Annotated in this window: 11 protein-coding genes; 7 read left to right on the top strand and 4 right to left on the bottom strand. The window is 69.5% G+C overall.

Annotation, left to right across the window (positions count from 1 at the left end):
* Positions 1 to 85: 85 nt before the first annotated feature.
* The gene (locus tag ACFY3D_RS17690; protein WP_389980563.1) at positions 86 to 2563 is read left to right on the top strand and encodes an FxsB family cyclophane-forming radical SAM/SPASM peptide maturase; all 2478 of its coding nucleotides are present in this window, start codon (positions 86 to 88) and stop codon (positions 2561 to 2563) included.
* 93 nt (positions 2564 to 2656) lie between these two features.
* Here ACFY3D_RS17690 and fxsT read toward each other — a convergent pair whose 3' ends face one another.
* Positions 2657 to 5194, bottom strand: coding sequence for an FxSxx-COOH system tetratricopeptide repeat protein (gene fxsT / locus ACFY3D_RS17685; protein WP_389980561.1), 2538 nt, complete (start codon positions 5192 to 5194; stop codon positions 2657 to 2659).
* A gap of 264 nt (positions 5195 to 5458) precedes the next feature.
* On the opposite strand from fxsT, the gene fxsA reads away from it, so the two are divergent.
* The 3 genes from fxsA (at position 5459) to ACFY3D_RS17670 (ending at position 8628) form a co-directional block, all read left to right on the top strand.
* Positions 5459 to 5647: an FxSxx-COOH cyclophane-containing RiPP peptide gene (gene fxsA, locus ACFY3D_RS17680; protein WP_389772703.1), complete on the top strand. Its 189-nt coding sequence runs from the start codon at positions 5459 to 5461 to the stop codon at positions 5645 to 5647.
* A gap of 66 nt (positions 5648 to 5713) precedes the next feature.
* Positions 5714 to 6646, top strand: coding sequence for an SIR2 family protein (locus ACFY3D_RS17675; RefSeq protein ID WP_389980559.1), 933 nt, complete (start codon positions 5714 to 5716; stop codon positions 6644 to 6646).
* On the top strand, positions 6643 to 8628 hold the full coding sequence (locus tag ACFY3D_RS17670; protein ID WP_389980557.1) for a tetratricopeptide repeat protein: 1986 nt from the start codon (positions 6643 to 6645) through the stop codon (positions 8626 to 8628). The genes ACFY3D_RS17675 and ACFY3D_RS17670 overlap by 4 nt, the downstream gene beginning before the upstream one ends.
* On the opposite strand, the gene ACFY3D_RS17665 is transcribed toward ACFY3D_RS17670, so the two are convergent.
* Both ACFY3D_RS17665 and ACFY3D_RS17660 read right to left on the bottom strand, forming a co-directional pair.
* Positions 8564 to 9382, bottom strand: a complete 819-nt coding sequence (locus ACFY3D_RS17665) for a hypothetical protein (RefSeq protein ID WP_389980555.1) — start codon at positions 9380 to 9382, stop codon at positions 8564 to 8566. The two genes, ACFY3D_RS17670 and ACFY3D_RS17665, sit on opposite strands and share 65 nt — an antisense overlap.
* Positions 9383 to 9650: 268 nt before the next feature.
* Complete coding sequence (locus ACFY3D_RS17660) at positions 9651 to 10073, bottom strand: DoxX family protein (protein ID WP_350944042.1); 423 nt, start codon at positions 10071 to 10073, stop codon at positions 9651 to 9653.
* Positions 10074 to 10150: 77 nt separating this feature from the next.
* Between ACFY3D_RS17660 and ACFY3D_RS17655 the strand changes: the two genes are divergently transcribed.
* Complete coding sequence (locus ACFY3D_RS17655) at positions 10151 to 10645, top strand: MarR family transcriptional regulator (RefSeq protein WP_362512081.1); 495 nt, start codon at positions 10151 to 10153, stop codon at positions 10643 to 10645.
* 131 nt (positions 10646 to 10776) lie between these two features.
* Here the strand turns inward: ACFY3D_RS17655 and ACFY3D_RS17650 are convergent, their stop codons facing one another.
* Positions 10777 to 12108, bottom strand: coding sequence for a glycoside hydrolase family 6 protein (locus ACFY3D_RS17650; RefSeq protein WP_389980552.1), 1332 nt, complete (start codon positions 12106 to 12108; stop codon positions 10777 to 10779).
* 460 nt (positions 12109 to 12568) lie between these two features.
* On the opposite strand from ACFY3D_RS17650, the gene ACFY3D_RS17645 reads away from it, so the two are divergent.
* Together ACFY3D_RS17645 and ACFY3D_RS17640 are read left to right on the top strand one after the other, a co-directional pair.
* Positions 12569 to 13906 carry a sensor histidine kinase gene (locus ACFY3D_RS17645; RefSeq protein WP_389980550.1) on the top strand — a complete coding sequence of 446 codons (1338 nt, stop codon included), beginning with the start codon at positions 12569 to 12571 and terminating at the stop codon, positions 13904 to 13906.
* Positions 13903 to 14568: a response regulator gene (locus ACFY3D_RS17640; protein WP_389980548.1), complete on the top strand. Its 666-nt coding sequence runs from the start codon at positions 13903 to 13905 to the stop codon at positions 14566 to 14568. The genes ACFY3D_RS17645 and ACFY3D_RS17640 overlap by 4 nt, the downstream gene beginning before the upstream one ends.
* Positions 14569 to 14599: the final 31 nt, after the last annotated feature.

Here is a 14599-nt window from a genome sequence, read left to right as displayed (position 1 = left end):
CTTTCGGGCGTCACATAACGTGGTCTCGGCAGGGGGCTGATCAGCGATGCGCGAGTGGCCGTCGACTCTCGATATCGGAGGGCTGATGGCCGATGGCTGGCGGCCGACTCCGTTCCGGCAGTTCATCCTGAAGATCCACAGCAGGTGCGATCTCGCCTGCAAATATTGCTACATGTACGAAATGGCCGACTCCTCCTGGCAGACGCGACCGAAACAAATGTCACGGGAGATCTTCACCGCCACGGCCGAGAGAATCGCCCAGCACGCCCACCGCCACAACCTGGCCCACATTGAGCTCATCCTGCACGGGGGCGAGCCCCTGCTCGCCGGCCGTGAGGCGATCCGCGAGTTCGTCACGCTGGTCCGCTCCGCGGTCGGCCCCGCCACCAGGACCACCGTCGGCCTGCAGACCAACGGCACCCTGCTCGACCTCCGCCACCTCCGCCTCTTCGACGAGTTGGGCGTCCGGGTCGGGGTCAGCCTCGACGGCGACGAGACCATGCACGACCGGGGCCGCCGCCGCGCCGACGGCCGGGGAAGCCACGCCGACGTGCTGCGCGCCCTCGGACTGCTGGGCTCGCCCGCCTTCAGGCACCTCTTCAGCGGCCTGCTGTGCACCGTCGACCTCAGGAACGACCCGATCGGGGCCTACGAGGCGCTCCTCGCCTTCGACCCACCGGCCGTCGACTTCCTGCTCCCGCACGGCAACTGGTCCGCGCCACCTCCCGGCCGGACCCCGGACACCGAGGCGACACCGTACGCCGACTGGCTGATCCCGATCTTCGACCGCTGGTACGCCGCGCCGCGGCGCCCCACCTGGGTCAGGACGTTCAACGAGATCATTCGCGGACTGCTCGGCCGCTCGTCGTCGAGCGAGCAGATGGGCCTGTCCCCCGTCGCGATGGTCGTCGTGGAGACCGACGGCGGCATCGAGCAGTCGGACGCCCTGAAGTCGGCCTACCGGGGAGCACCGGAAACCGGTCTGCACGTGGCGCGCGACTCCTTCGACGACGTCCTGCTCCTGCCCTCGATCGCCGCCCGCCAGATCGGCGAACTGGCCCTCTCCCCGACCTGCCGGGCGTGCCCGGTCTCCCGCGTCTGCGGAGGAGGCCACTACGCCCACCGCTACCGCTCCGGCCACGGTTTCGCCAACCCCTCCGTTTACTCCCCCGACCTCCTCCGCCTCATCGGGCACATCAAGGGAACGGTCGAAGCCGATCTGCCGGCCCGATCGAAACGGCAGAGAAAGGGCACGATGAACCTGCGTGAGCACCGGATCGCGGCCGGCACGTTCTCAGAACTCGCCACCGGCGGTGGGGGCACCACCGCGGTCGCCGAACTGTCCGCCGCACAGCACAGCAAGCACATCCTGCTCGTACGCGGGGTGCTGGAAACCGCGCGGGCGAGCGGCCATCCCGACGCCGCCGCCACCCGCCGCGCCTACGACCTGCTCGCCACCGTCCAGCGCCGCTACCCCGCCGTCGTCAATGCGGTCCTGCGCCACCCGTCGGTGGGCGCCTGGGCGCGCCGTACGGTCAAGTTGCTCGACGCCGGCGACCGCGACGCGGCTCCGGGACAACTCGCGGCCCTCGCCGCCGCGGCGGCGATCCGTTCCGGCACCGCCTGCGAGATCGACGTACCGGCGGTGGAGGGGGTGGTCACGCTGCCGTCACTGGGGCAGGCGATCCTGTCGCCGACCGTCTCGGTGGCCACGGTCGAGTGCGGCCCGGACGACACCGAGATCACCGCGGACGGGATCATCGTCAGGATTCCCGGCGACCCCCGCCAGGACGCCCCGGGCTGGCGAGGGCTGCGTTCGCTGTTCAGCGAGGCGGACGGCATCTCCCTCCGCCTGGTCATCGACGACCTCGACCCTTACCGGATGCCGGGGACGGGCAACATCGGCGGGCGTCTCACCGAGGCCGAGACCGAGCGGTGGCAGTCGACGCTGCACGAGGCATGGGATCTGCTGGTGCGTCACCACCGGACCGTGGCCGAGGAGGTGGCCACGGCGATCACGGTCCTCACGCCGCTCGTCGCGCCCGCCAGGGGCCAGTCGAGCTCGTCCTCACGGGAGACCTTCGGGTGCGTGGCCCTGTCGACGCCGCCGGACGCGTCCTGGCTCGCGGTCACGTTGACGCACGAGACGCAGCACGCGAAGCTCTCGGCCCTGCTCGACCTCGTTCCCCTCACCCTGCCCGACGACGGCTCCCGCTACTACGCTCCCTGGCGCGAGGATCCCCGCCCCGTGCCGGGACTTCTCCAGGGCGCGTACGCCTTCCTGGGGGTGGCGGGCTTCTGGATGCGCCAGCGCGAATGGGAGTCGGGGACGGCGGCCCTGCGCGCGAACGCGGAGTTCTTCCAGTGGCGCGAGGCCTCGCACCTCGTCACCGCCACCCTCCTCGGCAGCGGGCGGCTCACCCCCGCCGGTGAGAACTTCACGGCCGGGATGGCGCGGCGCCTCGACGACTGGTCGAGGGAGAGCGTGCCGGCCCGCGCACGAGCCATGAGCCGTGAACGCTCCGACGACCACTACGCGCGCTGGCTCGAACGCAACGGCTAGCGGCCGGAGCGGATCGGCCACGATATGACGTCCGGCGCACGGGAAATGCGGCGCGGCCGCCCGGACGCGCCGGTCACAGCGCGGGCATGCCGGTCACAGCGCGGGCGGATCGAAGTCGAAGTCGAGCCGCTCCCCCCGCAGCGCCACCGTCGTGTCGGGGTGCTCCTCACCCAGCACCCGCCGATAGCGCTCGAAGGTGTCGGCCCGCAGTGTCTCCGCCTCCGCCGAGGCCCCCCGCGTCCGCAGGTCGATGACCAGGTTGTTCGCACAGGCGAGGGTGAGCGGGTGGTCGATGCCCAAAAGCTCCCGCAACTGGGCCAGGGTCTCTTCACCCAGTCGCCCGGCCGGGGAGACCTCTCCACCGGCGGCGAGGTCACTGGCGAGGTTGATCGCGCAGGTGAGCGAGTAGTGGTGCTCACGTCCCAGCGTGCGGTCGAAGCCCTCCAGAGATCTCAGGTCGAGCTCGGTCGCCTCCTCGATGTCTCCGTTGACCCGCAGCAGTAGCGCGAGGTTCATGTTGCAGCCGAAGGTGAAGGGGTGCTCGTCCCCGTAGCGCCTGGGATAACGGGCCGCCGTATCGCGCAGCAGTCCCAGCGCCTCGTCGACCTCACCCCTGGTGCGCTGCGCGTTGGCCAGGCACAGGGCGGCCGCGAGCGTGTCGGGGTGGTCGCGGCCGAAGATGCGCTCCTCCAGCTCGAACGTCCGCTGGGCGATCTCGAACGCCTCGTCGATCAGCCCCGCCCTGCGCTTGGCGATGGACAGGTCCTTGGCCGCGCGCAGGGTCCTGGGGTGGTCGGCCCCGAGCTCCTGGACGCTGAAGTCGTAGGCGTCCTCGCCGATGTCGCAGGCCTCCGAGTATTCGCCCCTGAGCCGCACGATGCGGGCCAGGCCGTTCCATGAGGTGAGGATGGACTGCTGGCTCGACTTGGAATCGCCGGAGCGCTGCAACGTGTAGGCGGTCTGCTGCAGCTCGCTCGCCTTCTGGTAGTCGCCGAGCAGCATGTAGTCGAGCGCGAGGTTGTTCATGGTCCGCAGCGTCCGGCGGTGTTTCTGGCCGAACAGCGTCCGGTGCTGACGCAGTGACTCCTCGTCGTGCGCCAGGGCGGCCGCGAAGTCACCCCGCATCCTCAGGTCGCCGCCGTGGCTGTTGGTGATCAGCAGGGTCTCCTCGTGGTCGGGTCCGAGGACCTCCCGCATGTGCGCCAGGGTCTCGCGGTTGAGCTCGAAGGAGGCCCGGTAGTCGCCGAGCTCGCGCAGGATGATCCCGAAGTGCCGCTGCGCGGAGAGCACGTGCTGGTCCTCGTCCCCGCTGTCGGCCCGCCACCTCTCGATCAGGCGCCCGACAAGGTTTCTCGCCGACTGGTAGCCCCCCGACGAGTAGAGGTAGCGCACGACGTCCAGGGCGAAGGCGCGAACGCGGGGATCCTGGCTGACCTCGACCGCCGCGGGGGTCACGTGGGTGAGCAGCTCGGCGTAGCGTGGCCACAGGACGTTGTTGTCGGGGAGGCCCGGCACCGCCGCCGCCAGCAGCAGGTGCACCTCATGGAGGAAGGACGCCTGCTCCTCGTCGCTCAGCTCGTTGCGCAGGAGTGCCTGGATCAGCCGGTGCACCTGGATGGTCCGGTTCTCGGAGTCGATCCGGACGAGGGCGTAACGCCCCAGCTCCCTGATGGCCTTGCTCAGCAGGATCGGGTCGGCGAGGATCGCGCCGAGACGCGACCCCGGAGCGAACTCCTCGGTGAGCACTCCGAAGACGTCGCGAGGGATCGGATCCGGTCCGAAGAAGGCGCAGCAGCGCAGGAGTTGCACGGCCTCGGGCAGTTTCGCCTTGAGCTGCGACACCGACAGCGACCACGCCGCGGTCATGGACAGCGGGTAATCGGGCGCCTTGTTGGCCCCGAGCAGCTGGGCCGTCTGCTCCCGCAGCAGCCGGAGATACTGCTCGACGGACATCCCGGTCTCCGTCTGCAGGGCCCCGGCCTGCTCCAGGGCGAGCGGCAGGTCGCCGAGCTCCTCGGCCAGCCGGTTCCTGTCGTCGAGGCTGGTCGAGCTGGGCACCCGCTTGCTGAGGAACTCGATGCTCTCGGCCCGGGTGAAGACGTCGACGGGCAGGGTGTCGACCACGCTCTGCCAGGCGTGGTTGCGTGAGGTGATCAGGACATGCCCTGGACCGCGCGGGATGATCTCGTTGATGTCCTCCGGCTGCTCGGCGTTGTCGAAGACGAGCAGCCAGCGGGAGTAGGGCTCACCGCGGCGCAGCGCGTCCAGCACGGCCGCCGAGGCGTCCTCCACGCCCATCGAGGAGGAGGAGGGGACTCCCAGGTGCGGGGCGAGCGCGGCCAGCGAGGAGCGCACCAGCATCGGCTGGTCCGCGGGAATCCACCAGACCAGGTCGTACTCGTGCCGGAAGCGGTAGGCGTACTCGATCGCGACGTGGGTCTTGCCGACGCCGCCGAACCCGTGGAGGGCGTGCGGAACCACCGCGGTGACCTCGGCGGTGACCCCGGTGTGCAGCTTGTCGAGAAGATCTTCCCTGCCGGTGAAGTTCTTGTTCTGCTGGGGGACCTTGCCCCAGATCTGGGGCTGGCGTCCCGTTGTCCGGGAAGACCCCGACGACTGTGAAATGGGCACGCGACCGCCTCCACTCACCCGATTTGGGATCAGCCTAGACGCCCGCCCCTCACACGCGCATAAACAAAGAGGTCAGAGTCTTATGGCTATGTCCCAAAAGGAGATAACTGTCACACCTTAAAAAGGATTGTTATCCGTAAACCATACCGGCCCGTCTTCCAAATTATCTTCGGAGGCACTCGTCCGACCACCGGAAGAGTGTAACGATGGGCCAGGGCGGGGACACACGAAGAGCCGGAAACGCGGGGGTGCGAGGGAGACCGCATGAGCGACGAAACCGTCATAGCCGACACCGATTACCACAAAGGCCTGATCGACCTCACAGGGATGAACCTGGCCGATCTTGATGGGATCGACGATTCCGCTCTTGGACTCGCGCTGCGGGAAATAGTCGAAGACGAGGACACCGGCCCGGTGGCCGGATTTGATTCGTTCATATCAAAACCTTTGTGACACCCCGGCGATGTGCGACATTGGAGTGCGATACTCACGCTCTTTGTCGACAAACATGGTGGAGCCGTGGACGACACCGACTGGGAACGTTTGATCGACCAGCTCGGCAGGGGTGACTGTGCCCCTTTTCTCGGAGCGGGGGCCTGTGCAGGCACCCTGCCCACCGGCGCCGCTCTCAGCAACCAGTACGCCCTCCGCTACGGCTATCCGTTCTCCGACGCGGGCGACCTGGCCCGTGTGATGCAGTACGGCGAGGCCGTGGTGCGCGATCCGGTCGACCTCAAGGAGACGGTCTGCGGCCACCTGCGCTCGCACGGCCGGCCTCCGGTGACTGATCCCGGCGAGCCTCACCGGCTGCTCGCCGGTTTCCCGCTCACGACGTTCCTCACCACGAACTACGACGACTTCCTGGCCGAGGCGTTGCGGGCGGAGGGCAAGGATCCCCATGTCGCCGTCTCCCCCTGGTGGGACACCGACCCCGGCGCGGCCCCTCTCCTGCCGGAGCCGACGGTGGAGCGGCCCATCGTCTACCACCTCCACGGGAGCTGGGCGGAGCCCGCGTCGCTGGTGCTGACCGAGGCCGACTACCTGACGTACCTCGTCAACATGGTGGACGCCGTCGCGACCGACGGGCGGCATCCGCTGCCGATCCCGATACTGCGGGCGATGACCACCCGGCCGCTGCTCTTCGTGGGCTACAGCCTGCAGGACTGGACGTTTCGGGTGCTGTTCCACGGCCTGGTGCGCAACACACCTCGCAGCAACAAGCGGCGGCACGTGAGCGTGCAGCTCATGCCCGAGGTGAGCCGCCCCACTGGCGGCACCGGGAGCGCCGGGAGCGCCGGGAGCGCCGGGAGCGCGAAGAGCACCGAGAGCGCGGAAAGCAAGGCCAGGCGCTACATCACCCACTATCTCGACCGCTGGAACATCTCGATCTTCCTGGGGACCGCCTCGGAGTTCTGCGCGGAGCTCCGGCGGAGAATGGGACGGACGTCATGACGACCGCGACACGCGCCGGCGACGGAACCATCCGGCCCTACGTGGGGCTGCGTCCCTACGACCGGAGCGAGCACGCCCTGTTCTTCGGACGGGAACGCGAGGCCCGCGACATCGCCACCATCTGGCAGGCCACCGGCCTCACCGTGCTGTTCGGGGCCTCCGGGGTCGGCAAGACGTCCCTTCTGCAGGCGGGTGTCCTGCCCCGCGTGGAGCCCGAGCGCGCCGACGTGCTGCCCATCGCCCGCGTGTCACCCCACGGCATCGCCTCGCTGCGTCCGAAGATGCCCGGCAATCCCTATGTGCTGGCGCTTCTGTCGGCCTGGGCCCCCGACCGGCCACTGCCCGCGCTGGCGGGGCTCACGATCTCGGACTTCCTGGCCGAACGCCCGGAACGCACCGACAGATACGGCGACCCGGTGCCCGTCCTGGTCGCCCTCGACCAGGCCGAGGAGCTGTTCGGCGGCCCGCTCGACCGCGAGGAGGACCGCAACGAGCTCCTGCGCCAGCTGGCGCGGGCGGTGGAGGATCACGACGGCCTCCACCTGCTGCTTTCCCTGCGCGAGGAGTATCTGGCCTCCGTCCTGCCGCACGAGCGCCCGCTGGGCCGAGGTTCGCGGGCGCGGTTCCAGCTGCCGCCGCTCACGCGCGCCGCGGCGCTCGACGCCACCACGAGGCCGGTTGAGCGCACCGGCAGGTTCTTCGCCCCCGGGGCCGCGGAACGGCTCGTCGACGACCTGCGCACCGTCCCGATCTCCAACGACGAGGGGCAGACGACCACGCTGACACTGAACACGATCGAACCGGTCCAGTTGCAGGTCGTCTGCTCCGCGCTGTGGGAGTCGCTGCCCTCCGGGCTCAGGGAGATCAGCGTGGACCACGTGAACCTGCACGTGAACGTCGACCGGTTCCTCACCGGATTCTGCGATCGGATGCTCGCGCGTGTCTCGGCCGGATCCGGTGTCACGTCGAGCGAGATCCGCTCCTGGCTGCGCAGGACCTTCGTCACCGAGCACGGGACGCGCAACACCGTCTACGAAGGACTCCACGAGACGGCCGGCATGCCGAACGCCGTCGCCAAGGCCCTGGAGGACTCCCACATCCTGCGCGGCGAGCACCGGCTGGGGATCCGCTGGTACGAGCTGCAGCACGACCGTCTGATCGGGTCGGTGCGCCAGTCGCGGCCCCCGGCGTCCTATCTCGGCGACGCGCGGCTCGCACTGGCCAGGGAGAGCTGGGAGACGGCCCGCGGGCTCGCGGAGGAGGCGGTCCGCGCCTCGGGAAGCGGCGAGACGTGGGTGCGTGCCGAGGCCCTGCTGATCCTGGGAGAGGTGGCGTCGGCGGAAGGTGAGACGGAGAGCGCACGCAGCCGGTTCGAGGAGGCGGCCGACCTGTTCGCGACGCTGCAGCGATTCAACGGCGTGGCCTCCGCGCTGACCGGGGAAGGGCGGCTCTGGCTGGCGCTGGGACACTACGACAGCGCCGTCGAGCGGCTGCGCGCCGCCCTCTCCTGGGTTCCCAACGACCTGCCGGCGCATCTGGCGCTCGGGCAGGCCCTGTGGCATCTGGGACAGCCGCGCGCCGCCCTCGCCCTGCTCAACGGGGCCGTGGCGCTCGCGGACGAGCCCCCCGCCGAGGCACTCGCGCTGCGCGGTGAGATCCTGGCCGACCTCGGAAAGCCGGTGGAGGCCCTGCGCGACCTGGATCGGGTACGCAGGCACCAGCGGCCCGGCACGATCGCCGCCAGGGCGCTCGCCCTCGCCCTGGAGCAGCGGTTCGACGCCGCCCAGCAGGAGATCCTCGACGCCCTCGCCGACGACTCCGACAGCGGCCCCCTGCTGGTGCGGGCCGCACGTGTCCACGCCCTGCTGGGGCGGCCCACCCTGTCGGAGGAGTTCGCCTCGCGGGCGCTCGGCGCGGTCACTCCCGGGCTTCCCGGGCATCTGCGGGCGCAGGCCGAGGAGCTTCTGCGGAGGACGGCGTGACGTCGTCCGCTCTCGCCGCCTCCCACATGTGGTCGAACTGGCTCACCCAGTAGGTGTACCAGCGTTCGTCGCGGCCACGGGTCAGCTCGAGGTGCATGCGCGAGGAGATGGACGCGTTGTGGAAACCGTGAATCTCCACGATGACACGCCCCCCGGGGGTTTCCGGGTCGACAAGGACGAGACTGAATCCCGGGTTGTAGGAAAGAAGGCGGTATTCGAACCGGCCCGCCGTTTTCCAGCCGCTCATCAACCGTAGGCGTTCCATCGTGCTCTCCAGCGCGGCGGGAAGCCGCTGGACGGGAAACTCGACCGAATCGTCCAGCTGTTTCGCGGTCTGCCGGACCGCCGCCTTCTCCGTGGGGTCGAGAATGACGATCCTGGCGCTTCCCCGCTCCCTGGCGAGGACCGTGTTGCGTATCAGCTCACAGCTCTGCGCCGACAGCAGGTTGACCGCGGAGGGCGCGAACACGCGCACGTCACGGGCCTGGGCGAGCAGCGCGGAGAGCGGCACCCTGTCGTACACGGAACGGTCGTGCAGAAGGTCGGTGCGCGATTCCGCGGGCTCGTCGGTGAGGGTGAGCCGGTAGAGGAGCAGCCCGACCCCGGAGAACAGGGCCGCCCATCTGAGGTCATCTTCCAGCTTGTCGGCGAATATCGAGAGAAAGGCGAAACCGAAGAGGACGACGGTGAGAGCGTACGCGTCGATATGCTGCCGGGCCTTGAAATCCCTGCCGATTCTCTGGATCAGACGCACACCGACCCCCAACTCTTGAGCGCTGTCGAGAACAGCTATGCCCATTGTCCGGGATCGGGACCTCGCGATGTTCGATGTCGTTGGTTCCGGTCGGCCGGGCCCTCCCGCTGGGGAAAGACCCGGCATCCGTAATTCCGGCGACCGGCCGAACCACCCGGAGCGGTGACCACTCCAGGAGCCGGCTCCGTACGACGGCCGGTCGGATGGTGACGGCGGTGTCGGACAGGGTCCGACGGTGTCCTACAGGGTCCTACAGGTTCTTACAGGGTCAGACGGTGGCCGGCTGGCGGCGGCGCTGCCAGAGGGCGTCGACGGCGAGGGCTCCGCCGCCGCTGAGGGCGATGACCATGGTGCCCGCGGCGAGGGCCAGCACGTACTCGTAGCCGCCCTCGCTCACCGAGAAGCCGTTGGAGAGGTGAACGAAGACGAGGGCACCGAGCATGACGAGCGTGAGCAGGAAGCCGAACACGGGCAGGGCCGCGCCCAGGATGAGCGCGATACCGCCCACGACCTCGATGATGGCGACCGCCGGTGCGGAGACGACCGCGAGGGGGATCCCCATGGCGTCGAAGGCCGCGGTGGTCTGGGCCAGCCCCGAGCTCAGGAACTTCTGTGAGCCGTGGAATACGAAGATTACGCCGAGAGCGATCCTCGCCAGCAACAGGACATACGGTCTTAGCTGGTCAAGCATTCTGACTCCTCCTGTCATTCGAATTTGTACAAACCATAGCGGTTAGTTCAAATTTGAACAAGCAGTAGAATGTTCCGGTGAGCGACGTGAAATGGCTCAATGAGAGCGAGATGGCCGCATGGATGGCTTATGTGGCCGCGACACACCTCCTGGAGCGACGCGTCGAGGATCAGTTGAAAGTCGATGCCGATCTGACCCACGCCCAGTACGAGATCCTGGCGAAACTCTCCCAGGACCCCGGCGGGCGGATGCGGATGACCGAGCTGGCCAACCGGTTGATCGTTTCGAAGAGCGGCCTCACCTATCAGATCGGCCAGCTGGAGCGGAGAGGGCTCGTCACCAGGGAGGCCTGCCCCTCCGACGAGCGGGGCGTGCTCGCCGTGCTCACCGAGGAGGGCAAGCGTTGCCTCAAGCGGACCGCGCCGGGGCACGTGGCCGTCGTGCGCGCCTTCCTGATCGACCAGCTCACTCCCGAGGAGGTCGAGAGCATGCGACAGATCATGACGAAGGCCGCCGCGGCCATGCGGGCGGCCCCTGCGGGCCCGCTCCGGCCGGGCAAAATCCCAGGGTAAGGCGCGGAACGGACCCATGAGACCGGTTCTCCCTTTCGGCTACGCGGTCGGAGGGAAGGCGGAAGAATCCGGTACGGCTCGCGCGGGGGGCATACCGCGCGAGCCGTCCGGATCACGGCCGCACCACCGGGTCAGGCGGCGGTGCAGCTGACCGAGGAGGGCGTGCCGTTACTTCCTGACCAGTTGCCGGTGAACCCGAAGTTCGCCGTGGCACCCGCGGAGAGGTTGCCGTTGTGGGACACGTTCCGCACCGAGACGCTCGCGCCGCTCTGGGTGTGCTGTCCGTTCCAGAGCTGGGTGATGCTCTGGTTGTTGGGGAAGGACCAGTTCACCGTCCAGCCCGTGAGGGCCGTGCCGCCCGAGTTCCGCACGATCACCTCGGCCTGGAACCCGCCCTGCCAGGAACCGATCAGCTGGTAGCTGGCCGTGCAGGCCTTGCCGCCACCCGGAGTGGGGGTCGGCGTGGGCGTCGGCGTCACCGTGGGGGTCGGTGTGGGATCCGGGCCGGGCGGAGCGGCCATGGCCAGGTCGTAGGCGCGCTGCGGGACGAACTGCCCGGCCGCGGCGATGCAGCCGTCGGCCTCACCCGGCAGCTTGATCCACAGGAAGGCGTCGATCATCGAGTCGCCGGTGGCGTTGGTGCTCGGCGTGCCGATCGCCCGCCCCGGCGGGTCACACCACTCGCTGCCCTGCGGGCCGTTGCCGTTGCGGCTGGTGTCGATCACCGCGCGGAGCCTGGAGATCCCGGTGGCGGAGATGATGTTCTTGGCGTAGGAGACCTCGGTGGAGGTCCACCGGTAGTTGGAGACGTTCAGGGAGATGCCGTCCGCGCTGTTCGCCACGTCCGCGGCCCTCAGACGGTTGGCGGCCTCCGACGCTGACAGCCACCCCGAGTGCCCGATGTCGAAGTAGACCTTCGCCGAGGACGAGCCCGCCTTCAGCTTCTTGCCCGCGTACGCCATGGAGGCGTTCGTCTCCTGCTGCTGGGAGGAGTTCATGCAGCTGGTCATGATCGGGAGCACGTCCGGCTCCAGGATGATCGTCGCCGGGCGTCCCTGCAGACCCGCGGCCACCTCGTCGACCCACTGACGGTAGGCCGTGTGGTTGGGCGCGCCACCCGTGCTGGCGCCGCTGCAGTCCCGGTTGGGGATGTTGTAGACGACGAGGATGGGGATCTTGCCCGCCGACGCCGCCGCTCCGACGAACGACGACACCTGGCCGCGCACGGTGGAGGTGTTGGTGGTGGTGAACCACCGGGCCTGCGGCACGGAGGCGATCCGGGTCCGGATCACCTGCGCCTTGGAGTCGCCGGGATTGGCCGCGACCCACTTGGCGGCACCGGTGTCCGGATCGACGTAGAACGGGGAATCGGCGGCGGACGCGCCGGAGGCGCCGGCGATCGCCGCACCTGACGCGATCACCAAGGCCGCGCAGAGCGTGGCCAGGATTGATCTTCTTGGCATGGATCGGCTCCTTCGAAGGAGGCATGGGAGCGCTCCCACCATAGGTGGCACGCCTCTTCCGCTGTAGTCCCCGCCGTCGGCGCCTCACTTCCTTGCGCGCTGACCTGTGCGAACACTCCTGACATCCGTTGAAAGTTTCACCACCCGGCACCGCCCGGCTGATCGGCGAGACAGCGACGATCGACGGCGCCGCAGGCGCCGAGCGCGCGTTCCGCCGCCGCACGATCTTCACGGAATCCTTCGAAAGGGATGAGCCACACCAAACGACGTGGTCTGCAGGCCTGTGGTCTGGAACCCTGGTCTCCTATGCCCCGAGCACCCGAGACCCTCCCTTACAACGCCCCCGATCGGTCGCGCACCGGATTCGCCCCTCCCCCGCAGGCCCCCCGGTGAGCCTCACCGGCCGGATGAGCCCCGCGGGCGGGATCCGCGCCCGGCGGTGCCGCGAACGACCTCGACGATGAAGGTTTCCTCCGGAATGCGGGGCGCCCTCGACAACGCGCGAGGCACTCTCACGGGGGCGCGAACGCAGGCGAGGGCGTGGTTCGTGCGCGGGCTTTCCTGGCTCCGAACACGATGGCCGGGAACGAGCCGTTCGCGGGTCGCCGACGTGCTCCTCGCGCTGGGCGTGTGGGCGGTGTACGTCACCCTCGCCGTCCTGCAGGACAGGTTCACCACGCGGGAGTTCTCCATCCTGGCGTTCGCGTTCTTCACGGTCTCGTCGGCGGCGCTGCTGTGGCGGCGCAGCAGGCCGGTCACCGCCGTCGCCGTCGCCGTGGCCTGTGACTGCGTGATCGTCGTGTCGACGGGCTGGAAGGGGTACGGCCTGCAGGCGATGCTGGCCCTGTACACGGCGGGCAGGTACGGCGAGGCCCGGCGCGCCTGGGTCGCGGCCGTCGCGGTGGGGCTGTTCTACCCGTCGGTGTCGACGGCCGTCCAGCTCGCCACCGGAGCCGAACGTCAGGACTCCGGTTCCATAGGGATCTTCGTCCCGCTGCTGCTCGTCGGGTTGGGCAGGCTGGCGCGGCTGCGCGCGGAGGCCATCCGCAGGAGGCAGGCCGAACTCGCCGAGGAGATCGTGCGGGCGGAGCGCCGTCACATCTCCCGCGAGCTGCACGACGTGGTCGCCCACAACATCAGCGCGATGCAGGTCCTCATGGGGGCGGCGCGCACGACCATGGCCCGCGATCCCGCCGGGGCCGAGGCCGCCCTGCTCAGCGCCGAGCGCGCCGGGCGAGAGGCGATGGCGGAGATGCGGCAGTTGCTGCACGTGCTGCGCGCCGACCGGGCGGACGACCCGGCCCCCGTCGAGAGCCCGTCCTTCACCGGCGAGGAAACCGGCCTCTCGGGGAGGGTTTCCTCGCTGGTCGGCCGGGCCCGCGAGGCGGATCAGCCCGCCTTTCTGGAGGTGACCGGCACCCCGGGGCGGCTGCCCGCGGCGGTCGACCACGCCGTCTACCGGATCGTCCAGGAGTCCCTGACCAACGCGCGCAAGCACGCGGGAAACGTCCCGGTGAGGGTGAGGGTCGAGTACGGGCCCACCGCGGTCGAGGTGGAGGTCGTCGACGACGGGCCCGGGGTGCCCCCTGCCGGAAAGAGGCACGAAAACCACCCCGGCGAGGGTTTCGGGTTGGGCGGCATGGCCGAGCGTGTGGCACTCTGCGGTGGGCGGCTGGAGACGGGTCCCCTGCCGGGCGGGGGCTTTCGGGTCCACGCCCGGCTGCCCCTCCCGGTTCTGGGAACCACCGGACGACCGGAGCCGGGCCACGAACCGGCCGCGCGGGAGGAAGGGACATGATCAGAGTGCTGGTCGTCGACGACCACGCGCTGGTGCGCTCCGGCTTTCAGATGATCCTGAACGCCCAGGACGACCTCTCCGTGGTGGGTGAGGCCGGCGACGGCGAGGAGGCGCTCGCCCTCGCCCGCGACCTGCTCCCCGACGTGGTGCTGATGGACCTGCACATGCCGGAGGCCGACGGCGTCACCGCCACCGGACGGATCACCGCCGAGCTGCCCGGCGTGCGCGTGCTCGCGCTGAGCACCTTCGACCTGGACGAGTACGTCGTCGAGGCTCTGCGCGCCGGAGCCTCGGGCTTCCTGCCCAAGGACATCTCCCCCGAGGAGCTCCTGGAGGGCGTGCGGGTGGTGCACCGCGGCGACTCGGTCGTCGCGCCACGGCTGCTGACCCGGCTGATCGGCACCTTCGTCAGGGCCGTACGGCCCCGGCCCGCGACGATGCCGCCCGAGCTCGCCGGGCTGACCGACCGCGAGCGGGAGGTGCTCGTCCTCATCGCGCGCGGGCGATCGAACCTGGAGATCGCCGAAACCCTCGACGTCGCGACCTCCACCGTGAAGAACCATGTGACCAGCCTGTTCGCCAAACTCGGCGTCCGCGACCGCGCCCAGGCCGTGGTCGTCGCCTACGAGGCGGGGTTCGTCACCCCGGGCACCACCGGCTGAGCCCTTCCTGCCGTTCTCCCTTCCGGGACCG

It is taken from the genome of Streptosporangium sp. NPDC000509, assembly GCF_042898365.1.
In the GTDB taxonomy this organism is placed as follows: domain Bacteria; phylum Actinomycetota; class Actinomycetes; order Streptosporangiales; family Streptosporangiaceae; genus Streptosporangium.
Note: the sequence above shows the minus strand (reverse complement) of the source record. Positions and strands in the feature narration are given on the sequence as shown.

Coding starts and splice junctions, on each gene's coding strand:
- ACFY3D_RS17690 (WP_389980563.1), top strand. CDS start 86: ATGGCCGATGGCTGGCGGCCGACTCCGTTCCGGCAGTTCATCCTGAAG.
- fxsA (WP_389772703.1), top strand. CDS start 5,459: ATGAGCGACGAAACCGTCATAGCCGACACCGATTACCACAAAGGCCTG.
- ACFY3D_RS17670 (WP_389980557.1), top strand. CDS start 6,643: ATGACGACCGCGACACGCGCCGGCGACGGAACCATCCGGCCCTACGTG.
- ACFY3D_RS17660 (WP_350944042.1), bottom strand. CDS start 10,073: ATGCTTGACCAGCTAAGACCGTATGTCCTGTTGCTGGCGAGGATCGCT.
- ACFY3D_RS17650 (WP_389980552.1), bottom strand. CDS start 12,108: ATGCCAAGAAGATCAATCCTGGCCACGCTCTGCGCGGCCTTGGTGATC.
- ACFY3D_RS17645 (WP_389980550.1), top strand. CDS start 12,569: ATGAAGGTTTCCTCCGGAATGCGGGGCGCCCTCGACAACGCGCGAGGC.
- ACFY3D_RS17640 (WP_389980548.1), top strand. CDS start 13,903: ATGATCAGAGTGCTGGTCGTCGACGACCACGCGCTGGTGCGCTCCGGC.